This is a genomic window from Citrobacter sp. Cu231 (assembly GCF_030332265.1).
Lineage (GTDB): Bacteria > Pseudomonadota > Gammaproteobacteria > Enterobacterales > Enterobacteriaceae > Citrobacter > Citrobacter meridianamericanus.
This window is the reverse complement of the sequence record NZ_JAOWIE010000046.1, coordinates 199,109-221,979: the sequence shown is the minus strand read 5'-3', so window position 1 is coordinate 221,979 and position 22,871 is coordinate 199,109. Positions and strand designations below refer to the sequence as shown.

At 53.5% G+C, this 22,871-nt stretch carries 20 protein-coding genes and 1 pseudogene; 8 read left to right on the top strand and 13 right to left on the bottom strand.

Annotated elements, in window-relative coordinates:
• Nucleotides 1–52 precede the first annotated feature (52 nt).
• The 4 genes from OGY15_RS20850 to OGY15_RS20835 all read right to left on the bottom strand — a co-directional run bounded on the left by OGY15_RS20850 (nucleotide 53) and on the right by OGY15_RS20835 (nucleotide 2,947).
• A complete protein-coding gene (locus OGY15_RS20850; protein ID WP_286540931.1) occupies nucleotides 53–1,108 on the bottom strand; it encodes a DUF2955 domain-containing protein in 1,056 nt (351 codons plus the stop codon).
• Nucleotides 1,098–2,165, bottom strand: a complete 1,068-nt coding sequence (locus OGY15_RS20845) for an HlyD family secretion protein (RefSeq protein WP_252838441.1) — start codon at nucleotides 2,163–2,165, stop codon at nucleotides 1,098–1,100. The genes OGY15_RS20850 and OGY15_RS20845 overlap by 11 nt, the downstream gene beginning before the upstream one ends.
• Before the next feature lie 6 nt (nucleotides 2,166–2,171).
• Nucleotides 2,172–2,636: a MarR family winged helix-turn-helix transcriptional regulator gene (locus OGY15_RS20840; protein ID WP_151224511.1), complete on the bottom strand. Its 465-nt coding sequence runs from the start codon at nucleotides 2,634–2,636 to the stop codon at nucleotides 2,172–2,174.
• A gap of 146 nt (nucleotides 2,637–2,782) precedes the next feature.
• Nucleotides 2,783–2,947, bottom strand: coding sequence for a DUF1127 domain-containing protein (locus OGY15_RS20835; RefSeq protein WP_151224510.1), 165 nt, complete (start codon nucleotides 2,945–2,947; stop codon nucleotides 2,783–2,785).
• A 177-nt stretch (nucleotides 2,948–3,124) separates the two neighbouring features.
• Between OGY15_RS20835 and OGY15_RS20830 the strand changes: the two genes are divergently transcribed.
• A complete protein-coding gene (locus OGY15_RS20830) occupies nucleotides 3,125–4,537 on the top strand; it encodes an aminotransferase-like domain-containing protein (protein WP_187253678.1) in 1,413 nt (470 codons plus the stop codon).
• A 26-nt stretch (nucleotides 4,538–4,563) separates the two neighbouring features.
• Here OGY15_RS20830 and OGY15_RS20825 read toward each other — a convergent pair whose 3' ends face one another.
• The gene (locus tag OGY15_RS20825) at nucleotides 4,564–5,526 is read right to left on the bottom strand and encodes an Rpn family recombination-promoting nuclease/putative transposase (protein WP_187259152.1); all 963 of its coding nucleotides are present in this window, start codon (nucleotides 5,524–5,526) and stop codon (nucleotides 4,564–4,566) included.
• Between the two features lie 231 nt (nucleotides 5,527–5,757).
• Here OGY15_RS20825 and OGY15_RS20820 point away from each other — a divergent pair, with 231 nt between their 5' ends.
• The 3 genes from OGY15_RS20820 to mdtM all read left to right on the top strand — a co-directional run bounded on the left by OGY15_RS20820 (nucleotide 5,758) and on the right by mdtM (nucleotide 8,837).
• Nucleotides 5,758–6,573: a helix-turn-helix transcriptional regulator gene (locus tag OGY15_RS20820; protein WP_151216643.1), complete on the top strand. Its 816-nt coding sequence runs from the start codon at nucleotides 5,758–5,760 to the stop codon at nucleotides 6,571–6,573.
• Between the two features lie 48 nt (nucleotides 6,574–6,621).
• Nucleotides 6,622–7,272, top strand: a complete 651-nt coding sequence (locus OGY15_RS20815; RefSeq protein WP_278238466.1) for a LysE family translocator — start codon at nucleotides 6,622–6,624, stop codon at nucleotides 7,270–7,272.
• 323 nt (nucleotides 7,273–7,595) lie between these two features.
• Nucleotides 7,596–8,837, top strand: a complete 1,242-nt coding sequence (gene mdtM, locus OGY15_RS20810; RefSeq protein ID WP_286540925.1) for a multidrug efflux MFS transporter MdtM — start codon at nucleotides 7,596–7,598, stop codon at nucleotides 8,835–8,837.
• A gap of 92 nt (nucleotides 8,838–8,929) precedes the next feature.
• Here the strand turns inward: mdtM and metC are convergent, their stop codons facing one another.
• Nucleotides 8,930–10,120, bottom strand: a complete 1,191-nt coding sequence (gene metC, locus OGY15_RS20805; RefSeq protein ID WP_187253675.1) for a cystathionine beta-lyase — start codon at nucleotides 10,118–10,120, stop codon at nucleotides 8,930–8,932.
• A gap of 31 nt (nucleotides 10,121–10,151) precedes the next feature.
• Nucleotides 10,152–11,384: a dicarboxylate/amino acid:cation symporter gene (locus OGY15_RS20800; RefSeq protein ID WP_151216639.1), complete on the bottom strand. Its 1,233-nt coding sequence runs from the start codon at nucleotides 11,382–11,384 to the stop codon at nucleotides 10,152–10,154.
• A gap of 219 nt (nucleotides 11,385–11,603) precedes the next feature.
• On the opposite strand from OGY15_RS20800, the gene OGY15_RS20795 reads away from it, so the two are divergent.
• The 3 genes from OGY15_RS20795 to OGY15_RS20785 all read left to right on the top strand — a co-directional run bounded on the left by OGY15_RS20795 (nucleotide 11,604) and on the right by OGY15_RS20785 (nucleotide 15,172).
• Nucleotides 11,604–12,530, top strand: coding sequence for a LysR family transcriptional regulator (locus OGY15_RS20795; protein ID WP_187253674.1), 927 nt, complete (start codon nucleotides 11,604–11,606; stop codon nucleotides 12,528–12,530).
• Between the two features lie 75 nt (nucleotides 12,531–12,605).
• Nucleotides 12,606–13,886, top strand: a complete 1,281-nt coding sequence (locus OGY15_RS20790; protein WP_151216638.1) for a DUF445 domain-containing protein — start codon at nucleotides 12,606–12,608, stop codon at nucleotides 13,884–13,886.
• A 98-nt stretch (nucleotides 13,887–13,984) separates the two neighbouring features.
• Nucleotides 13,985–15,172, top strand: coding sequence for an MFS transporter (locus OGY15_RS20785; RefSeq protein ID WP_286540919.1), 1,188 nt, complete (start codon nucleotides 13,985–13,987; stop codon nucleotides 15,170–15,172).
• A gap of 206 nt (nucleotides 15,173–15,378) precedes the next feature.
• On the opposite strand, the gene OGY15_RS20780 is transcribed toward OGY15_RS20785, so the two are convergent.
• From OGY15_RS20780 to uxuA, 4 genes are all read right to left on the bottom strand, one after another.
• Nucleotides 15,379–15,582, bottom strand: coding sequence for a hypothetical protein (locus OGY15_RS20780; RefSeq protein WP_151216636.1), 204 nt, complete (start codon nucleotides 15,580–15,582; stop codon nucleotides 15,379–15,381).
• A gap of 649 nt (nucleotides 15,583–16,231) precedes the next feature.
• Complete coding sequence (gene uxuR / locus OGY15_RS20775) at nucleotides 16,232–17,005, bottom strand: Uxu operon transcriptional regulator (protein WP_003033268.1); 774 nt, start codon at nucleotides 17,003–17,005, stop codon at nucleotides 16,232–16,234.
• A 132-nt stretch (nucleotides 17,006–17,137) separates the two neighbouring features.
• Nucleotides 17,138–18,613: a fructuronate reductase gene (locus OGY15_RS20770; protein WP_286540916.1), complete on the bottom strand. Its 1,476-nt coding sequence runs from the start codon at nucleotides 18,611–18,613 to the stop codon at nucleotides 17,138–17,140.
• 78 nt (nucleotides 18,614–18,691) lie between these two features.
• Nucleotides 18,692–19,876, bottom strand: a complete 1,185-nt coding sequence (gene uxuA, locus OGY15_RS20765; RefSeq protein ID WP_151216634.1) for a mannonate dehydratase — start codon at nucleotides 19,874–19,876, stop codon at nucleotides 18,692–18,694.
• A 244-nt stretch (nucleotides 19,877–20,120) separates the two neighbouring features.
• Between uxuA and OGY15_RS20760 the strand changes: the two are divergent.
• Nucleotides 20,121–20,698: pseudogene (locus tag OGY15_RS20760) on the top strand (GntT/GntP/DsdX family permease); the annotation flags it as partial.
• Nucleotides 20,699–20,749: 51 nt separating this feature from the next.
• Here the strand turns inward: OGY15_RS20760 and OGY15_RS20755 are convergent.
• Nucleotides 20,750–21,442, bottom strand: coding sequence for a LutC/YkgG family protein (locus tag OGY15_RS20755; protein ID WP_151216633.1), 693 nt, complete (start codon nucleotides 21,440–21,442; stop codon nucleotides 20,750–20,752).
• Nucleotides 21,435–22,862 (bottom strand): LutB/LldF family L-lactate oxidation iron-sulfur protein, encoded by a 1,428-nt coding sequence (locus OGY15_RS20750; RefSeq protein ID WP_187259159.1) that lies wholly within the window; start codon nucleotides 22,860–22,862, stop codon nucleotides 21,435–21,437. Before OGY15_RS20750 ends, OGY15_RS20755 begins: the two co-directional genes overlap by 8 nt.
• Between the last annotated feature and the right edge of the window lie 9 nt (nucleotides 22,863–22,871).

Here is a 22,871-nt window from a genome sequence, read left to right as displayed (position 1 = left end):
CCGGGTACGCGATCTGTTGCCCTGGAAAGTTGATCTGACCTCTCAGTAAATATCAATACGGTTCTGGCGAGCCGCTTACGTTCAAAACGCGGTGCACCAGAAATACCATCGTTAACGTGGCCAGCAGCGCGACGGTAACGGAAGTGATGCGGTAGAGATCGCTGAATACCAGGTCCTGATCCGGATGCAGGTTCTGCCCGAACATAATGCCGATGGTGGTGATACTGGCAAAACCCACGCCAGCGCCTACTTTTTCCATCACGTGCAGGCGGGCGCTGAACGCCAGTCCAAGGCCAATCAGCGGCATAATCAACAGCATATGGTTGCTGAAATCATAGATAAGCAGCTGCACCAGCAGAATATACAGACAAGCCAGTACCACGCCGACCACACGCCAGAGAGAGCTCAACACCGCGCCGCGATAGTGCATAGGAAACAGGATCAAAATGCCCGCCATCAGCGCCGACAGCGAATCACTCAAGTCACAGATCTGGAAAACCACAAAAATCATTGTCGCCACCGAACCGGAAAGCAGCGACTCGTGGCGAACCCGGGCGTCATCTTTCTCAATGCGCGGCGGCGGCTGGCGGGGTTCCACGTCCGGGATCAGATAATGCAGCAACGCGCTCAGCGCCACCGCCATGACGCAGGCTTCCATATTGGAGAACATCAGCGTATGCCAGTTGGTGGTGGGATAGCTCATAAAGTTGAGCATCGTGCTCTGGCACACCACGCCCATTGAGCCGAACAGAAACAGCGGTCCTTTGCTCATCAAACGAAAACGCATCACGTACAGGCCAAATACCACCAGCGTCATAATCAGCGGCCATTGTGAGAGATAGCCGACAATCAGTACCATTTCAACGCAGTTCACCGCCGCACTGAACACAAACTGTTTTGCCACATGGCGGTTGAACACCGGTACCAGCGACAGCAGCATCAGCGGATAAACCACAAAGAACACGCCGTACTGCACGTTGTAAAAGGTCGAGATACTCAGCGCTATCGTTCCGGCAACGGCAATACGCAGAGTCTGGCGAAAATCATTGGCGGTGTAGACAATATTCCCGTGCGGCGTAAAGACGTGAGCCAGGGTGTTAATAGACATAGTGCAGCCAGCTAACGAGATGGATCTGCGCTCCGGCAAAGGTGCGGGCGAACATCCCCTCGCTGTTGTACAGCTGTACCGTGGCGCGTGCCCCGGTCGGCAACGGCGTGTCGAGCGGTTCGTTCAGCGCGACGTGAATACGCATACGCTGGGCGTCGCGCACCCAGCGGGTAGACTGTTCCGGTTGCGACAGCTGGCCGTTAACCTGCTCCTGACCCGCCAGAATACCGGCATCGCTGCTGGTGACGCGGGCAGAGAAAACCTTGCCCGGCATGGCGTCGAACACTACGGCGGCATCGGTATCCACCCGGGTGTGGCGCAGGCTTTTCTCGCGAAAGTCGGCCACGATATCGGTCTGATGGCTGACCAGCGCCAGCAATGGCGTGGCGGCGGTGGCGTACAGTCCGGGGCTAAGCTGGAGATTGCTCACCGTACCGTCGGTCTGGGCATACACTTTGCTCCAGCCGAGGTTCAGTTGCGCCTCTTCCAGCGCGTTACGGTATTTTTGCAGCGTCACGTTGCGGTTTTCATCGCGCTCGCCGCGTTGGATCAGCAGGTTCTGAATATTGGCATTGAGCGCCGACACCGACTGCTCGCTGGTTTGCCAGGCGGTGCGCACCTTATCGAGATCGGCTTGCGACACGTTCTGCATGGCGCTCAGGCGCTGATAGCGGTCAAAGGTGGTCTTGTCGTTCCGGGCGTTAAATTGCGCAGTGCGCAGATTGGCACGCGCAGAGGCGATCTGCGCATCCAGCTGTTGGTTGCTCAGCTTTGCCTGCTCAAGGGCGATTTGCGCAGCCTCGACCTTATTGATAAACGGCGTCGGATCCAGTTCGTACAGCAAGTCGCCCTTTTTCACCGGGCTATTGTTATGGACATGTACCTGCGAGACGTAGCCGGATACGCGTGAGGAAACAGGCGTTACCACGCGCATCACAGTGGAGTCCGGCGTCAGCGGGATCCAGATATCGGCAACGATAAACCAGGCGAATATTACCAAGAAAGCGGCAATACTCACCCTTACCCAACGGGCAAATTTTTGTTCTGGGGTCATCATAGTTTTTTAGTGTTGATTGTCTTCTTCGCGGATTGTCCGCAAATTGCAGGCGAGTTGATTTAAGGTCGCGCTGAAGGCGGCAAGCTCCGCTTCTGGGATGGTACACGTGACGCGATGTTGGTAGTTCTCAATCACCCGGTTGAGTTCTTCCAGCCTTGCTCGGCCTTGCGCGGTCAGCGTGAGCAGGCGAATGCGTTTGTCATAAGGCGATGTGGAACGCAGCAGATAGCCGTGCTTTTCCAGCTGTGAGAGAGTGCGCATCAGCGGCGGCAGTTCAATACCCTGCACCTGGGCCAGTTCACTGACCGAGACGTTATCTCCCAGTTGATACAACTGCATCAGTACCGTCCAGCTTGACTGCGTCAGGCCTGTGTCAGTAATAGCTGCATCAATAATAGCCCGCCACTGCCGCACCACCATCGCCATGCGCATTCCCATCGGGCGGCGGGCAAACAGTTCATCTTCAGTCATGCTTATTTCCCCTTCATCACTGAGAAGAAAATAATACTTATCAGAGTAAGTATCAAGAAACACATCATTCAGAAGCATGAATTGATAAATGCCGTGAATACAAAAGAGGCCGGGGCGATAACCCCAGCCTCTGTCGATGAAAGAAATCACTCCACCTGATCGCGTCGCAGCCCGACGTCCCGCAGCCGCTCGTCGCTCATCTGTTGCAATACGCGCCGCGTTTGCGCTCGCAGCCGCCATGCCTTGTATGCCCGCCAGATCTGCACCAACCCAATAAACGGCTGTTTTGCGTGGTTCTCGTGAAATTCCATACCCCACCTCCTCACCTTGTCAGAGGCTTTATCTTCTCGGATTTACTGCCTGACAATACAGATTCAAAAAGTACTTTTATTTAACATACAGATTGATTAAAACAGTATCTGCACACGGTTTTTTCCACCGTTCTGTATTGGTTTATCAATCTGTATGGCAATAACGAGGGATACAGCATGACGCGTTACCAACATCTGGCCACACTGCTGGCCGAACGCATTGAGCAGGGGCTGTATCGCCATGGCGAGAAACTGCCGTCGGTGCGCAGCCTGAGCCAGGAACACGGGGTGAGCATCAGCACCGTGCAGCAGGCGTATCAGATGCTGGAACAGCGGCAGTTGATCACCCCGCAGCCACGTTCGGGCTACTTTGTCGCGCCGCAAAAAGCGCAGCCGCCGGTGCCGCTGATGTCGCGCCCGGTCCAGCGTCCGGTGGAGATAACCCAGTGGGATCAGGTGCTGAGCATGCTGGCAGGTCATGCAGATAAATCGATAATCCCTTTCAGCAGCGGCGTCCCTGATATCAATCAACCCAGCCTGAAACCGCTCTGGCGCGAGTTAAGTCGCGTGGTGCAACACAATTTAGGTGCGGTGCTGGGCTACGACGAACTGGCTGGATGCCGTGAACTGCGCAATCAGATTGCCCGTCTGATGCTGGACGGCGGATCGGTAGTGGCTGCGGATGATATCGTGATCACCAGCGGCAGCCAGAGTGGAATGTCGCTGGCACTATTGTCGGTCTGCCAGCCAGGAGATATCGTCGCCGTAGAATCGCCCGCCTATTACGGCACGATGCAGCTACTGCGCGGCTTAGGGATTAAGGTTATTGAGATCCCAACCGATCCGGATACCGGCATCAGTATTGAAGCACTGGAATTAGCGCTGGATCAGTGGCCCATCAAAGGCGTGATCCTGGTCCCCAACTGCAATAATCCCCTCGGATTTATTATGCCGGATGCACGTAAGCGGGCGGTCCTGGCTCTCGCTCAGCGCCACGATATTGTTATTTTTGAAGACGATGTGTATGGCGAACTGGCAACAGAATACCCGCGCCCGCGCACCATCCACTCCTGGGATATCGACGGTCGGGTGCTGTTGTGCAGTTCGTTTACCAAATCCGTTGCACCGGGTCTGCGCGTGGGTTGGGTTGTTCCTGGGCGCTATCATGACAAACTTCTGCATAAAAAATACGCCGTTATCGGCACCAATGTTCCCGCCACGCAGCTGGCAGCGGCAACCTTTGTGCGCGAAGGCCACTATCATCGCCATGTCCGGCGTATGCGCCAGATTTATCAGCGTAATATGGAAATCTACACCTGCTGGGTGCGCGAATACTTCCCCTGTGGAATCTGCGTTACACGACCAAAAGGTGGCTTTATGCTTTGGGTCGAACTGCCATTGCAGGTTGATATGGTCTGCGTGGCTAAGCAGCTCTGTCGGTTGAAAATACAGGTCGCTCCGGGATCGCTGTTCTCCGCATCCGGAAAGTATCGCAACTGTGTGCGCATCAACTGCGCATTGCCGCCTGATGAGAAGCATCGGGAAGTGATGCAAAAACTCGGAGAAGCAGTGAAGGTGGCGATGGAGTAAATCGGTACGCCCGGTTTCGCCTCTGTCTAGTGGCTTAATCCCTGGATATCCTCAGCAGAAAGTCGGGTAATTCTTTGTACCGTGTTGATATCGATACCGTCTGCCAGCATGGTGCGTGCAATACGGAGCGCCTCAGCTCGCTGCCCCTCAATTAGACCTTCTTGTTTACCTTCTTGTTTACCTTTTTGCTGGCCTTCCTGCTGACCTTCGAGCCACCCTTTTTGAAATCCAGCCTCATGCAATCTGTCCGCAATCGTCATCAAATGCTCCTTATGCTGCGGTGAACGTTCGGCAACCCCACGAATAAACTCCCTGAATCGAGGTGCATCGCCTGTACGCAAAATATAATTAAACAGCGTCTTTATCTGACTGTCATTAGTCAGTCCGGTAACTAACAGAGAAACAATTTGCTCAACCAGTCCCATAAGATCGCGCTGGCGGATATGTTTTTGTATTAGCTCTAGCAACGCCATACGCCGATGTTGCACAATCTCATCGTCCGGAATAACCGTAATATCCACCAGCGGAAATGCCGCAGCATACAACTGACGAGCCAATTTCGGACTGGCAAATTCATCTAGCCAGCACAGCGAGTAGGGATACGGGCTTTTAGCGCCGTGATAAAACAACATCGGCACCACCAGCGGCAACTGCTGATGCCCGGCATCTAAATGCTTCTGCATGGCCGCAACCGCATAGCGCATCAACCTGAATGCCATATGCGCATTCGGTGTACTCTGGTGTTCAATCACGACATAAATATACCCATCCCCATCCGTCGTTTTCACAGACCACAGCACATCGGAATAGTACGCACGTAATTCCTCTTCAATGAAACTGTCTGTCTCGAGTTTCAGCGTCTGAAAATCACAAAGTTCACACAGCGAAGCAGGAAGATGTATTTGGAGAAAATCCCGAGCGGTTTCAGGGTGATGCAAAAACGTTTTAAAGACCGCATCATGTGGCGTGGAAGTCGGTGTTTTGTTCATGGCGATCCGTCACCTGGGAATAAGATGCTGTGACTGTAGCGCCGCAAAACCGCCCCCCTCACCTGCAACTTTCTCTCTTTGCGAGACGTTTTCAGAGATAAAAACGTCCCGTTGTAACGTCTGCAATTGTCTGGAACGCATCACGCAGAATCACTATTTCAATGCGCATTCCCGCTTTTTGACCGCACGGCCTGTGTTATAACAAACCATCACTTTCAGGGAGGACACGATGTGACGCATACCCGGGATATTCCACAATCGTTCTGGCGAGACGAACAGCTCCCGTGGCTGGAACTACGCAGCACCTGGCAAAGCCAGCAGGCCTATAAGCGTCATAACCACTCTCAGCTCTCGATTGGGGCGATTCTTGAGGGGGAAACATGCAGCCAGTGCGATGGAAAAGATTATCACCTGAAAGTGGGCGATCTGATTGTGATCCCGCCATTGGTGCCACACAGCTGTAATCCCGTGAACGGACTGTTTCGCAGCTATCACATGCTTTATCTTGATGTCCGGTGGTGTCTTGTCCATCTGCCTGCGCTCAACAACAATCAACTGCTCTGCTCGCGCGATCCCGTTATTCGCGACCCGCAATTATTCCAGCACTATATGAACCTCGTGGCGCTTATGCAGCAACGGCAAACGACGCAGATAACGGATGCCGCACAAGCATTGCTGCGCTCGCTGCCATTGCAATCGGTAACACCGGAAAACCAAAGCACCGCCAGCCAGTATCTGCGTGAACGGTTGCAGACCAATCTGCTGGCTCCGCCCTCGCTGGACAATCTGGCGCAAGAGTGCGGCATGCGTAAAGAAACACTGATCCGTACCTTTAAGCAGGACACAGGACTCACGCCTGCAAGTTATCTGAATATCTTGCGGATTGACTATGCCCGCCAGCGGCTTCGTGCCGGGGACGAGATTGCCGATGTCGGCTATCAGAGCGGTTTTGCCGACCAGAGTCATTTCCACCGCACCTTTGTCCGCTACACCGCAGCTACACCGCGCCAGTACGCGTTGGGACGATCAATTTCAGACAATAAATAGCATTATGCCAGGCGTAGGGTGATCGCAGGTTCATTCTCTGAGGTCGCTATGTCACTGCTTTCTGTACTTTTTCCATCGGCTTTTCCCGCACTGGCGCTGGCACATTTTGTCGCTCTGCTAAGCCCCGGGCCGGACTTCTTTTTACTGGTCGGTTACGCCGCCCGTTACCGGATGCGCGGTAGCACCGGGCTGTGTGTGGGTATCGCCATAGGCAATGGGCTGTATATCCTGCTGGCGATTATCGGTTGGGGGATCCTGCGCCAACGTCCCCTGCTGTTTACGGTTATTGAGCTTGTGGGCGCGTTCTATTTATTGTGGATAGGCAGCCTGCTAATACGCAGCCGCCCGCAAACCCTGTCCGGAGCAGACGCCCCGTCTACCTGCCCGGGATTTAGCAAACAGCTGCTGCTGGGGTTAGGTTCGTCGTTGCTCAACCCCAAAAATGCGCTGTTTTATCTGGCGCTGATGACCGCACTGCTCGGCCCATCGGTGACGCTGCTGCAACAAGCCGTGAGCGGGATCTGGATGACCAGCGTGGTGCTGGTGTGGGATCTGTTGATCGTTATGTTCATAGGCTTACCGCAGATCCAGCGACGGTTAACCAGAGGAATATTGTGGGTAGAGCATATCGCCGGGGGCGTACTGATCGTCTTCGGCGGTGCGATCGCGCTGCGTTTTCTGCAGAGCATCACTTTCTGATAAGCGAGATGAATTTCTGCAAATAAAGCGGATAAACTCGTTTAATTAATATCCAATCCGCATTACACTTTGGGTGGCTATTATCCATTCAACTAATTCTTCCCGAGGTGCGATGTGCTGATTGTTACCTGTAATCGTTACGTTTTCTGACCCGAGTCTGAAAACGTTTCTCCTGCTTGCGCCTTGCGCGGGCAGCGTTTTTGATTACATGAAATTCAGTACATTTGCAGTCTGCATTTTTCTGTCATCGGCCTGACGTCTCAAAGACGGTATTGAATTTTGCTATTCCCGTTGAGGGTTTTCTCCCGACAAGGAGCTGTTTTATGCAACGGATTTTCGCGTTTTTCTCCCAACGCGCCACGACGCTATTTTTCCCCATCGCGTTGATTCTGTACGACTTCGCCGCCTATCTGTCGACGGACCTGATCCAACCCGGCATCATTAATGTCGTGCGCGATTTCAACGCCGATGTCAGCCTGGCACCGGCTGCAGTGAGCCTTTATCTGGCAGGCGGCATGGCGCTGCAATGGCTGTTAGGCCCGCTTTCAGACCGGATTGGTCGTCGACCGGTGCTGATTGCGGGTGCGTTAATCTTTACGCTCACCTGCGCGGCCACGCTGTTCACCACCTCAATGACGCAATTTCTGGTTGCGCGTTTTGTGCAGGGCACCAGCATCTGCTTTATCGCCACTGTGGGTTATGTCACGGTGCAGGAGGCGTTTGGGCAAACGAAGGCCATTAAGCTGATGGCGGTAATCACCTCCATTGTGCTGGTTGCGCCGGTTATTGGCCCACTCTCCGGGGCTGCGCTAATGCACTTTGTCCACTGGAAGTTTCTGTTTGCCATTATTGCCGCCATGGGGCTTATCGCCTTCATTGGCCTGCTACTGGCAATGCCGGAAACCGTCCAGCGCGGCGCGGTGCCGTTCAGCGCGCGTGGCGTGCTGCGCGATTTCCGCGACGTTTTCCGCAACCGGGTATTCCTGTTTGGCGCAGCCACGCTGTCGCTAAGCTATATCCCGATGATGAGCTGGGTGGCAGTCTCACCCGTGATCCTGATTGATGCGGGCGGCATGACCACATCGCAGTTTGCCTGGGCGCAGGCGCCGGTATTTGGTGCGGTGATCGTCGCCAATATGGTGGTGGTTCGTTTTGTGAAGGATCCAACCCAACCCAGTTTTATCTGGCGCGCCGTGCCTGTTCAACTGAGCGGGTTAGCGGTGCTGATCGCGGGTAATTTGCTGTGGCCGCACGTCTGGCTGTGGTCGGTGCTGGGAACCAGCCTGTATGCGTTTGGCATTGGAATGATCTTCCCAACGCTGTTTCGTTTTACGCTTTTTTCCAACAACTTACCGAAGGGCACTGTTTCCGCGTCACTGAATATGGTGATCCTGACGGTGATGGCGGTTTCTGTCGAAATCGGGCGTTGGCTGTGGTTTAACGGTGGCAGGATCTCGTTTCATCTGCTGGCGGTTGTGGCGGGGATCGCTGTCGTGTTCACGCTGGCAGCCTTGCTCAAACGGGTGCGCCAGCATGAGGCGACGACGTTAGCCACAGAGAGCTAACATGCCGGATGGCGCTTACGCTTATCTGGCCTGCATAGTTGCAGCAGGCCGGATATGACGTTTGCGCCACATCCGACACAACTCACATCACCTTAAGCAATACGCGCAAATCCCGCTTCGAGATCGGCAATCAGATCGTCGATATCCTCAAGGCCGATATGCACCCTGACCAGCGTGCCGCTGAAATCCACCTCTCCTGCCGGGCGAATGCAGTTCAGTTCCTCCGGCTGATTCGCCAGAATGAGCGACTCAAACCCGCCCCACGAATAAGCCATATGGAACAGCGAGAAGTTATCGAGGAAATTCGCCATCTGCTCGTCAGTAAGTCTCTTTTTCAGCACGAACGAGAACAGACCTGAGCTTCCGGTAAAGTCACGCTGAAAATACTCGTGCCCCGGACACTCCGGTAAGGCCGGATGATTCACCCGCGCCACTTCCGGTCTGGCCGACAACCAGCGGGCAATATGGATGCTGCTTTCCTGATGCTGCTTCAGGCGTACCGCCAGGGTGCGCAATCCACGGCTGCCGTTGTAGGCCGTATCGGCATCCAGCGTTTGTCCCATCAGATAGGAATTTTCACGCAGGCGATCCCAGCAACGGGCGTTGGACACCGCCGTGCCTAACATGCCGTCCGAATGACCAATGGTGTACTTCGTTCCCGCCTGAATGGAAATATCCACGCCATAATCCAACGCTTTAAACAGCACACCCGCCGCCCAGGTATTGTCGATCATAATGACAATCTCCGGGTTCACCGCGCGGATCGCCTTCACCATTCCCGGTACGTCCTGCACTTCCATGGTGATTGAACTGGGGGATTCCAGGAATACCACTTTCGTTTCAGGACGCAGAAGATCGACAATACCCGGGCCGATCAGCGGATCGTAATAGGTGGTTTCAACGTTGAATTTACTCAGGATCTTATTACAAAAATCTTGGGTTGGTTCATAGGCCGCGCCGGTCATCAGGATATGGTCGCCGCTTTGAACAAACGCCAGAATCGCATTAGTGACCGCCGCCGCACCGCACGGGTAAAGCGCGCAACCAACGCCGCCTTCCAGTTCGCTCATGGCCTTCTGGAAAGCAAAGTGCGTGTATGTGCCGCGACGACCGTAAAACAGTTCGCCGTTCGCACGATTGGCGGTGGCAAATTTCTTGTCCTTCACGGTATCAAACACCAGCGAAGAGGCGCGTTGGATCACCGGATTCACCGCTCCCTGGGTATAACGTTTGTCGCGACCCGCAACAACCAGGTGCGTCTCAAGCTTCATTGCGTCTTTCATAACATCTCCTGTTCTTAATCCGTGTGAAAACCTATACCACCGTAGCAGTAGAGTTTATTTCAGTGTTGATCTGCTTTTTTCCAGCGAACCGTTCAACAATCTGCGCCGCATTCAAATCATGGATTACGTTAATCAACGTGGCTGGCGCATCGGTAATGGTGCCCAGCACCACCAGCATCGGGATCGCTTCCATTGGCAGACCCAGCGTGGTGACGATAAAGATTTCACCAAGGAACGCCCCGCCCGGCACGCCGCCGACGATAATGGCGGAGAGCACCGCAATCAGCATCGTCAGGAAGAAGGTTTCGGTAGTGAACTCCATGCCCAGTACGGAATAGATAAAGACAATTTTCAGCGCGGCAATCATCGCCACGCCGCCTTTGTTCAGGTTAACCAGCAGCGGAATGGAAACATCAACGATTTCCGGGTTAATCCCCATCGCCTTACCGGCACGCAGGGTCACCGGGAGCGTCCCCAGCGAAGAGCAGGTTCCCAGCGCGGTCGCGGAGGGTTCAATCGCGTTTCGCCAGAAGGCTTTGACTGCAGGAACACCGCCGCCAATATACGAATAGATAATCGAGCCAAAAACAAAGTAGACCAACGTGGCGACCATAAACAGGCCGATAGCACGGGCAAAGGTTAACAGCAGTGCAGAGTCCTGACTGGCCATGGTGGCCGCGAAATAACAGCCCAGACCAACCGGTGCCACCTTCATAATGATCGAGACGATCTTCATGATCACGGTATTAGCATCTTCCAGCAGCGACGCAATGCGTTTACCGGCCTGATCTGATTGCCCAATCGCCACTCCGGCGATGATCGCCATTACGATCAGCGCCAGAATATTGGACTTAGAAAACAGTCCGATAAAGTCGCTGGTGGTGATCATGCTGACAAAATCCATCTTGCCACTGCCCGCCTGCACCGACTGCGAGAGATCGATAGTGACGCCCTGCGCCGGGTTATACCATAGCGCCAGCGCGACGATCCCGGCCGCCGGAATAAAGGCCATCGCGATCGAAACAATAAAGATTATTGCCATGATGCGCCCTAACCTTTTCAGGTCGGTCATACTGGCGATGGACGACATGACGCTGATCCCCACCAGCGGCACAATAATCATAAATAACAGGTTCAGGAATATCTGACCTATAGGCTGGAGTTTACCTGCAAACGATGGGGCATAAATGCCTAATAAGCCGCCAATCACCAAAGCAACTAATAAAATAATCGACGATCTGTAGGGTTCGAGTCGTGACCACATAATCGGTACCTTTAGAATAATAATTAATGAGATTAAATTCACAATGTGATGAGTTTCCGTTTCGCCTCCTTTTATTTTGTGACGTAACTCACCTAAGTTGTTATTTTTTCATTTTGCCAGCAAGTTGTTTCCTGTGATTCAATAGTTGCATGTTTAAAAGATGAATGTAACGGCCTATTCGTACCGTTTTTGCAAATCACTTGTGAATTTAAGGAAATTATGAGTACGCCGATTTCACTTAAGCATCTTGAATTTTTTACTAAAATCGTCGACTGCGGAGGATTGTCAGAAGCCGCGGCGCAGCTCAACGTCTCGCCGTCTGCGGTCAGCAAAAGCCTGGCGGCGATGGAAGATACGTTAGGCACGACATTAATTAAACGCACCACCCGCAGTATTACCCTGACCGATGCCGGGCAATATCTCTTTAATCGCGCTAACAAGCTGTTGAAAGAATTCGATGAAACACTGAACACTACTTCCGGTTATTACCATAACCCGCAGGGTGAATTACGTATAACCTGCTCCATTGCGTTTGGTTATTCCCGACTGGTGAACCTGGTGGATAAATATCGCTCCCAGTTCCCGGATGTGAATCTGTATATCGATCTCAACGATAACTTCGTGAACCTGAACGAAACGGATTTCGACATTGCCCTGCGAATTTCCACCGCACCGCCGCAAAACTATGCGATGCGCAAGCTGGTACCTGTTCGCTGGGCGTACTGTGCCTCACCCGGCTACCTTGCCAAAAAAGGCATGCCCCAGCGCCGGAGCGATCTGGTAGATCATGATTGCCTGGTCTACCCGGGCCTCACGCCGGTGCTGAAGGTGGCAGATGAACAGGATCGACTGCATCAGTTAAAACTGCATATGCCGATCCAGGCCAACAGCAGTCTGGTGCTGTTGAAATCGGTGTTAGAAGATCAGGGGGTGGCGTATTTGCCCACTTATCTGATTGGCGATCATATTCAAAAAGAAGAGATCACGCCGCTAATGCTCGACGGCACCATCACCTGTGAAACTCACACCCTGTATGCACTGTACTTTCCCAGCAAGTACAGCAACCCGAAAGTGCGTTCGTTTATCGATTTTCTGGTGGCAGAACTCGGCCCCTTACCCGCCTGGGACAACTGGATCCCGAAGTAAGGTCTCTCCGCCGGAAAATGGGACACGCACCACATTTTTTGCGCGATCCCCCCGTCTGGCTCTATCCTTAAGCCTATGAATAAAATTGCTGAACTCAAACGCGCCAAGCGACTGGCGCTCTCATTGCTGCTGATTGCGGCCGCCACCTTCGTCATCACGCTGTTTCTGCCGCCTAATTTCTGGGTTCTCGGGACCAAGGCGATCGCTGAAGCAGCGATGGTAGGCGCGCTGGCGGACTGGTTCGCTGTGGTGGCGCTTTTTCGTCGGGTGCCGATCCCGTTTATTTCGCAACATACGGCGATTATCCCTCGCAATAAGGATCGGATCGGCGAAAATCTCGGGCAGTTTGTGCAAGAGAAATTCCTCGATACCCAATCTCTGGTAGCTCTGATCCGCCGCCATGAACCGGCGCTTCTAATCGGCAACTGGTTCAGCCAGCCGGAAAACGCCCAGCGTATTGGTCAACATCTGCTGCAGATCATGAGCGGCTTTCTGGAGCTGACCGACGACGCTCGCATCCAGCGGCTGATCAAGCGGGCGGTGCACAAAGCCATCGATAAGGTCGATCTCTCCGGAACCAGTGCTCTGATGCTGGAAAGCATGACCAAAAACAATCGCCATCAGGTACTGCTCGACACGCTCATTGCCCAGCTTATTGCCCTGCTCCAGCGCGACAGTTCGCGGACATTTATCGCCCGACAGATAGTGCACTGGCTAGAGACCGAGCATCCGCTGAAAGCAAAGATCCTGCCGACCGAATGGCTGGGCGAACACAGCGCCGAGCTGGTATCGGAAGCCGTTAACTCCTTGTTGGATGACATCAGCCACGATCAAGCGCATCAGATCCGCCACGCGTTCGATCGCGCCACGTTTAAGCTCATCGACAAGCTCAAAAACGATCCTGAGATGGCAGTGCGGGCCGAAAGCATGAAAAGCTATCTGAAGGAAGACGAAGCCTTCAACCGTTATCTTGGCGAACTGTGGGCAGATCTGCGCCAGTGGGTGAAAACAGATATTAACGCCGACGATTCCCGCGTGAAGCAGCGCATTGCCAGCGCCGGGCAGTGGTTTGGCGAAACGCTGGTTGCTGACAGCGCCTTGCGTGCCTCACTCAATGGGCATCTGGAGCAGGCCGCGCATAAAGTTGCCCCGGAGTTTGCCTCCTTCCTGACACGCCATATCAGCGACACAGTGAAAAGTTGGGATGCACGCGATATGTCACAGCAAATTGAGTTAAACATCGGCAAAGATTTGCAGTTTATCCGCGTTAACGGCACGCTGGTCGGCGGTTCTATTGGGCTGGTGTTATATCTGTTGTCACAAATTCCGTCCCTGCTGACGCTGGCGAATTTTTAAGGAGAAAGGTTTTTGCGTCGTTTATTTTTTACTTTTCATTATCATTTACACATGTAATATAACAATCACCCGACTCACTGTGTGAAATCAAGGTGCGTATGTCTCAGGGAAGTCCAGATTCAAATCGCCATGCCATCCGCGTCGCACTCTTTGGCATGCTGGTCTTAACGCTGGGCATGGGGATTGGGCGCTTTCTGTATACCCCAATGCTGCCGGTACTGCTGTCGGAAGGTCAATTTACGTTTGACCAGCTCTCGTGGATTGCCAGCGCCAACTACGCCGGATATCTGGCGGGAAGCCTGCTCTTCTCCTTCGGGCTCTTCCACCTTCCCTCACGCTTACGCCCGATGCTGTTAATTTCTGCACTCGCCACCGCCGGACTGATTCTGGCGATGGCCAGCTTTACACAGCCTGTGCTGGTCATGCTGATCCGCTTTCTGGCGGGCGTCGCCAGTGCCGGTATGATGATCTTTGGCTCGATGATCGTTCTGCATCATACCCGTCATCCCTTCGTGATCGCCGCGTTGTTCTCCGGCGTTGGCGCTGGCATTTTGATGGGTAATGAATATGTCATCAGTGGTCTGCACTTTGCGCTGTCATCACACACGTTGTGGTTAGGGGCAGCGGCAGCCTCGGCTCTGTTCTTTGTGCTACTGGTTATGCTTCTGCCCTCTCGCGACCATACGCTCCCCGCCGCGCCCCCGGTAAAAACAGAGCATCAGCCGATGTCCTGGTGGCTGCTGGCGCTGCTGTACGGGCTGGCCGGATTTGGTTACATCATTGTCGCCACCTACCTGCCACTGATGGCGAAAAGCGCCGGTTCGCCTCTGCTGACGACTCATCTCTGGTCGCTGGTTGGCATATCGATTATTCCGGGGTGTTTCGCCTGGCTGTGGGCCGCCCGACGCTGGGGAGTATTGCAATGCCTGACGGCGAATTTGCTGATACAAAGCGCCTGCGTGGTCATGACGCTCGCCAGCGATTCCTTGCCGCTGCTGGTGATAAGCAGCGTCGGTTTTGGTGCAACGTTTATGGGCACCACGTCGCTGGTGATGCCGCTCGCCCGTCAACTTAGCGTGCCGCGCAATATTAATCTGCTGGGTCTGGTCACCCTGACATACGGCATTGGACAAATTCTCGGACCGCTATTAACCAGCCTGCTGGGAAGCGGCGCAGTTGCCATCATCAACGCCACACTGTGTGGTGCGGCAGCGCTGCTTTTCGCCGCGTTAATTAGCGCCGCACAATTATACAAACAGCGATTCATCACCGCTAAAAGAATATAATCTTAAGCAGCAACAATATATCCAGGTAAATACCTGTCACGGTTTAAAAAGTATCCCGTAAGCTAATAACTTTGTCAGATTAAACACTCTTGATCAAAAATGGCTATAAATATCTTCCCGATTTACGCCATCAAACTGACTTTCAAAGTGAAGTAGCAAGACATATTTCATTCTTGGGTTTTAAACAAAACCCGGACAGAAAGTCATTACTCTAAACTTTCACTCTTATTAACAGAGCGATGTAACATTAATGCTTCAGCAATAATATCTTGTTTGCTTTTTCGTGTTTCAAATGCCAGCGTTCGCACATATTCCCATAAAGAGGTATCGACACGGGCACTTAAAAGAACCATATCTTTTGATCGGGTCCCTCTGGGTTTTCGAATATCGGGATAGTCTCGAGATGGCATTTTCAACTCCTGAACGTAATGACACGCTTATGGTTATGAAATATGCAGTTAGTGTAAAAACATGTCAACGGCAAAATACAGTCATAATAGTAATGAAACTGTTAATAAAAAGCAGAAAAATGGAACAATGTTTCAAGTGAAAGATGACATGTTTATGGAACAATATGTAATGTTAACTTTACGCTTATTCGATTTTATTCATTTGATTAAAAAAACATGAGAAATTTACGTTAGACATACCACAACTCAAAACATCATAATGGCCAATAAGTTACACACCCTCATTAATGTATACATTTACGCGAAACGCTTGTTTTTATGCGTAGTTATGCCGATATGCCTTATCCTGATAACTGCAGGGATCGCGTTGATTCTCACTTTACCCAGATCCGTTTTGTCTAAAAATAAGCACGGAAAGGTAAAAATAAGGTAAATAACGCATTTTTTTGCACGCGAAAATAAGTTGTTTTTAATTGATATAAATCAATTTTCACCGCAAAAAGACGGCGGAAAAATGATCATTTGAGGCGATGGAAACAATTTTTTACGTGTCATTCAAAACGTGAATATCGGCCTGGTAGGACAATGAATAAGGATACGTAAAAGTGCGGTGCGGGCCGCAATAGCCCGCTTATGAGAGGAAGGAAAATCAGGCATTAACTTTATCCAGCGGCCAGGAATCAAACAGATAACCATCAAAATCAATGTCATCTACATTTGAAAACTCCAGCAGGCGCTGTTTGACATTTTCCAGATGCTGCCACATGGCAAGCTTGGCCGCGCGAGCATCTTTTTTGATTAATGCCGCAAGGATCTGTTTATGGTCGCCCATCCATTCTTTGCGGTAATGAGTGTCGTCGAGGTGGCTATGGAGCTGGATCCACATCGGGTTGTTCTCACGCCACTGCCATGACTGGCGAAACAGCTCCACCAGCATGCTGTTATGCGTGGCTTCGGCGATGGCGAGATGGAACTGCATGTCGCCGCTTTCAGAACCGTTTGGCTCGCTGGACGCCAGCTCCCGCTCTTCGAGCTGCAACGCCTGGCGCATTTTGACGATATCTTCGCGGGTAGCCTGCAGCGCGGCAAATTCAGCGATATTGCTTTCCAGCAGCTGCCGCGCCTGCAGCAGCTCAAACGGCCCCGCATCATTGCAATGATTTGCATCCGTACTGTCGATGGTCTGCGCATCCGCATTATCGAGCACGTAGATCCCGGCCCCGCGCCGCACGTCCACCAGGCCTTTAATTTCCAGCATGATTAACGCTTCGCGAACCACCGTGCGAGTGACATTGAGCATCTCGGCAATTTCACGCTCTGGTGGTAAGCGTTCACCGGGCTGGTACGGCGTCTGAACAATCAGATCGCGGATCATGGCACCCACTTCCTGGTAGGGTCTTTGCTGAGAAGTGTTCGATTTCATCGTGTTATGTCCGTCAGATGCGTGTAATCAGATACGGTGAATAAGTACCGAACTATAGCATTTGCGGGAAGCCAAAAACAGAAAATGGGTCAACCAAACCAATATTTTGATTGACCCGTCATAGTTCGGAGCTTATGCGTCAGCGCTTAATGCCGCAACGCACTCACGTGCGCCGTGTTCACATAACTGTTGATACACCGCAATAATGGTCTCCACAAAGTCGGCGTTTTCCGCCAGGTCATGACCAAAAATGCCAGACAGCCCCAGCAGCGCCGTCACGCGTTCGGCCCCCTGGTACTGTCGGTTAATGCGCTGGAATTCAGCCAGCATTGGGTCGACAACATCAATGGCCTGCCCTTGCTCATCCACACCGTGGGTGTAGCGCATCCAGCCCGCCACGCCCAGCGCCAGGTGACGCCAGCCGCTGGCGTTTTGCAAGTGCAGACGCACCGGATCAAGCAGGCGCTGCGGCAGTTTCTGGCTACCGTCCATCGCAATTTGCCAGGTACGGTGGCGCAGAGACGGGTTGCTAAAACGCTCGATCAGCAGGGTCGCGTAAGCGTTGAGATCGGTGCCTTCCGGCATCGAGAGCGTCGGCGCCTGCTCCTGCATCATCAGCGCAAACGCCGCTTTGCGGTACGCCGGATTCGTCATGGTATCGGCGATAGTTTCATAGCCGCCGAGATAGCCCAGATACGCGAGGAAAGAGTGGCTGCCGTTGAGCATGCGCAGTTTCATCATTTCAAACGGCACCACGTCGGCCACGAACTGTGCGCCAACCTTGTCCCAGTCAGGACGACCGTTGACAAAATTGTCTTCAATTACCCACTGACGGAACGGCTCGCAGGCGATAGCACACGGATCGTAAACGCCCAACTGGTCGGCAATCTCCTGTAACGTTTCCGGCGTCGCTGCCGGAACAATGCGGTCGACCATGGTGCACGGGAAAGTGGCATTAGCTTCAATCCACTGCGCCAGCTGCGGGTCGCGCGCCTGCGCCAGCCCCAGCACCGCGACTTTCGCCACATGCCCATTTTCACGCACGTTATCGCAGGACATCACGGTGAAGGCAGCCAGCCCCTGCTCACGACGCAGGTACAGCGCTTGTACGATGTAACCAATCGCCGATTTCGGCGCGGTAGGATTCGCCAGATCGTGTTTAATCAGCGGGTTATTGAGATCTAACTGACCGCTGGCCGCATCGGTGCAGTAGCCTTTTTCGGTGACCGTCAGCGAAACAATTGCCGTCTGCGGGCGCGCCATAGCCTGTAAAATACCGTCACAGCCGTCAAGGTCCGGATGCAGCGCTTCTTTCATTGATCCGATCACTTTCAGCACGGTGTTGTCCGCGCCTTTTTCCGCCACGGTATACAGCAGTTGCTGCTTGCGCAGATTTTCAATCAGTACGCAGTCGTTACCCGGCATCAGGTTAACTTCACAGATCCCCCAGTCGCTGTCGGTGGTTTCCAGCAAATGATGGGTGTACAGCGCCTGATGCGCGCGGTGAAAAGCGCCGCATCCCAGGTGAACAATGCGGGATTGCAGGCGCGAGTTGTCCCATGCAGGGCGCGCAACCGGCAGGTCGCTATTGGCAATTGTCGTTGTCATTGTGAACTCCAGAACCCGTTGAAAGACCAACGGATGAGAAAAGAAAAAGCCGGCCAGACAGGTGGCCGGCAACTCGCTTTAGCGGCTGAAGAAAGCGCGCTGGATAGCCATCTCAACGCCGCGCACTTCCGCCAGCCCTTTCAGGCGACCAATCGCGGAGTAGCCTGGGTTGGTTTTCTTTTTCAGATCGTCCAGCATCTGGTGGCCATGGTCCGGACGCATCGGGATCAAATCTTCCTTCCCTTCCGCTTTACGGCGTTGCTCTTCTTCAACGATCGCTTTCACCACTTCGTACATGTCGACGTCGCCATTAAGATGCGCCGCCTCATGAAAGGTTTTCGGATTATCTTCACGCAGCGTGGAACGCAGATGGGTGAAGTAAATGCGTGGGCCAAACTGTTTGATCATGTCGACCAGATCGTTATCCGCCCGAACGCCGTAGGAACCGGTGCACATAGTGAAACCATTCGCCATGCTGTTAACCGTATCGACCATCCACTGCATGTCTTCCACCGTGGAAACAATGCGCGGCAGGCCGAGGATCGGGCGCGGCGGATCGTCCGGGTGAACTGCCATGCGTACGCCAGCTTCTTCCGCCACCGGAATAATCGCCTTCAGGAAGACGGCGAAATTCTCACGTAGCGCGGCTTTATCGATATCTTTATAGCGCGCAAGATGCTGGCGGAACTGGTCGAGCGTGTAGCCCTCTTCTGCCCCCGGCAGACCGGCAATGATGTTGCGGGTCAGACGCGCTTTGTCTTCATCGCTCATGGTGGCGAAGCGTTCATTTGCCTGAGCAATCTCTTCGGCGGTGTAGTCTGCTTCCGCGCCCGGACGCTGGAGGATATGCAACTCAAAGGCGGCAAATTCAATCTGGTCAAAACGCAGCGCTTTGGAGCCGTCTGGCAGGACGTATTCCAGGTCGGTACGGGTCCAGTCGAGAACAGGCATGAAGTTGTAGCACACGGTACGAATGCCGCACTGGGCCAGGTTACGCAGGCTTTGCTGGTAGTTGGTGATCCACTGCAGATAGTTGCCGGAACGGGTTTTAATGTCTTCGTGGATCGGCACGCTTTCGACGACCGACCAGACCAGGCCCGCCTGCTCAACAATAGTTTTGCGCTTCAGGATTTCATCAACCGTCCACACCTCCCCGTTAGGGATATGGTGCAAAGCGGTGACAACGCCTGTGGCACCCGCCTGACGAACATCCGCTAAGGTGACCGGATCGTTAGGACCATACCAGCGCCATGTCTGTTCCATGTTTTATTCCTCGTTTACGTTATGGACTCGACGATATGGCATATAAATTCCCCCTTTTGGTATGACATGTCAACCTGAAGCGATAAATTGGTTAACCAAATCACGGTTTATGCCGATTAGATCGCCTAATTAAGGCCATTCAGTTCGGTAAGACTGTAAACATGTAACGCAATATGACATTCATTGCATCAATGGTTAACCAATATATGTAGCATCTCAACCAAAAAATCATAATAGTTCAACCAAGCTGGCGATCCCCGCCGTTACCGCCGCCACCACTCACTCGTTGTTCCCGCCACAGCCGGGGCCGGTTGCGCTGGTTAACGCCTACGGCGCGGACATGGGCATGGCCTACATCTATGGCATTCTGGTGATGATTCCGAGCGTGAGCTGCGCCGGGCTTATCCTGCCAAAGTTCCTCGGCAACCTCGATCGCCCAACGCCGTCGTTCATGAAAGCCGACGTACTGGTTGACCAGAACAATCTGCCCTCCTTCGGCGTGTCTATTCTGGTACCGCGCGTGGTCACGACATGCAGTGGGTGATGAATGCCTTTGAAAACGCAGTGAAAAGCATCGCCATGGTGCTCCTGATCATCGGCACAGGCGGCGTACTGAAGCAGACCATTATTGATACCGGCATTGGCGATACCATCGGCATGCTGATGTCGTACGGCAATATCTCTCCGTACATCATGGCGTGGTTGATAACCGTGCTTATTCGTCTGGCAACCGGTCAACTGGTTGGCGTCGACCCGGCGTTACTGGAGCCGGTGAACTCCGTTATTGGCCTGATTATCGTATTGATCATCAGCTTGATTGCATACGTCGATACCGCTCTGGCTCTTCACGCCAGAGCGGTTCTGAATCCTGCCTCAACAATCCTCAATAATCAGATATACCGCCTTCACCGGGCCATGCACCCCAACCACCTTGATAAGCTCAATATCTGCCGTCGAACTGGGTCCACTGATAATGTTAATGCACGATGGCATACGCTCACCGGCCTGCGCCTTCTGATGCAGTTTCTCTGCCAGCTGGGCAACGCGCGGCAGGATAGTGCTTTTGCGCAGCACGAAAATCGAGGACTCCGGCAGCAGGCTAATTGAACGTCCGCGCTCCGGCGCGGAAAACAGCACCACGCCGCCGGACTCGGTCAGGCCATACTCGGCATACACCACCCCCACTTTCGCCTGCTCAGCCTCGGCAATATTTTCGCTGCCTCGCGCCGGGTCCCAGACCACGGCGTTGCATTCCTGCTGCAGACGTTCCGTGATGCCCAGTTCCACCAGTCGACTGTCGCCGCTGATAACCACCGGCTGACCCAACTCTTCGCACAGGCGTCGCGCGGCTTCTGCGGCCTGTTCCTCGCGGGTCAGTTCGCAGCGGGCCAGCATCACCTCGCTGGCAAACTGGGTAAACGCATCGCAACGCTGTTGCGGGCTCAGCTCGGTCAGGCGCTCGTTGGCATAGTTGTTCACCGGCGCGGCATCCGCTTGCGGCTCAAAACGTAGAGGGCGGCCCAGCGCCTGGGCGATAGTGTTTAAAAACGCGGTACGGTTATCCATTCTTTTTCTCCTGCGCCTGATGTTTCTTAAACCAGCTGCGGAAGCTCTCACCGTCGGCATCAGGAAGATCGCGCGCCTCCATCCAGTCACCAATCGCGCCAACCTTAAGCGGAGTTTTGCCACCATTGATAAACCAGCTCGCCGCATGTGCGCCCGCCATCATCCCGACTTTCCACAGCCCCGGATGGCTATTGGCATACGCGAACATTTTTATCGCCCGACGCTCGGCTTTCGGGGTGATGCCCTCCTCGGCCATCACCCGACGATGCCGCAGGATCAGTTTTGACAGCGGAATCTTTACCGGACAAACGCTGTCGCAGGCCGTGCATAATGAACAGGCGTAAGGCAGATCTTTAAAATCTTTATAGCCGCCGAGCAGCGGAGAGATCACCGCGCCGATAGGGCCGGGATAGATAGAACCATAGCCGTGTCCGCCAATGTGACGGTACGCCGGGCAGGTGTTCATACAGGCCCCGCAGCGGATGCAGCGCAGCACATCGCGAAACGCCGAACCCAGCACCTGCGAGCGGCCATTATCGACAATCACCAGGTGAAACTCTTCCGGACCGTCGACATTATCCGCCTCACGCGGGCCGGTCAGCCAGGTGTTGTAGCCCGTCAGACGCGCGCCCACGGCGCTACGCGCCAGCATGGTGATCAATACATCCACATCGGCAAAGGTCGGCGCGATACGTTCCATGCCCATCACCGCAATGTGTGTTTTTGGCAGCGTGGTGCACATCCGTGCGTTGCCTTCGTTGGTCACCAGGCAAACAGAGCCGGTTTCCGCCACAGCAAAGTTACAGCCGGTAATACCGATTTCAGCACTGAGAAAATCCTCGCGGATCTTCTGACGGATAAATAAGGTCATGGCTTCCGGGGTTTCCGGGCCGTCGTAACCCAGACGCTCGTGCAGCACGCGGCGGATCTGATAACGATCTTTATGAATAGCCGGGACCACAACGTGCGAAGGCGGATCCTGATCCAACTGCAGGATATATTCGCCGAGATCGGTTTCGATCACCTGAATTCCGGCATCCTGCAGCACATGGTTGACGCCGATCTCTTCGGTCACCATCGACTTGGACTTCACCACTTTCTTCGCGTTTTTACGCTGCGCAACCTGCAAAATGTAGCGGGTAGCGTCTTCTTTGGTCTTTGCGAAATAGACGTGGCCGCCGTTTTGCGTCACTTTCTCGGAGAGTTGATATAGGTAAGCGTCGAGGTTACTCAGAACGTGATCGCGGATCTGGCTGGCACGATCGCGCCAGTCTTCCCAGTGGCCTAGCTCATCAACCATTCTCTGCCGATTCGCACCAATACGCTCCTGCGCGTTGGCCACGGCTTTGCGCATGATTGGATCTTCGATCTGCTGACGAATGCGCAGTTTAAACTCTACATCGCTGGTTTTTATCGACATCTCTTTCCC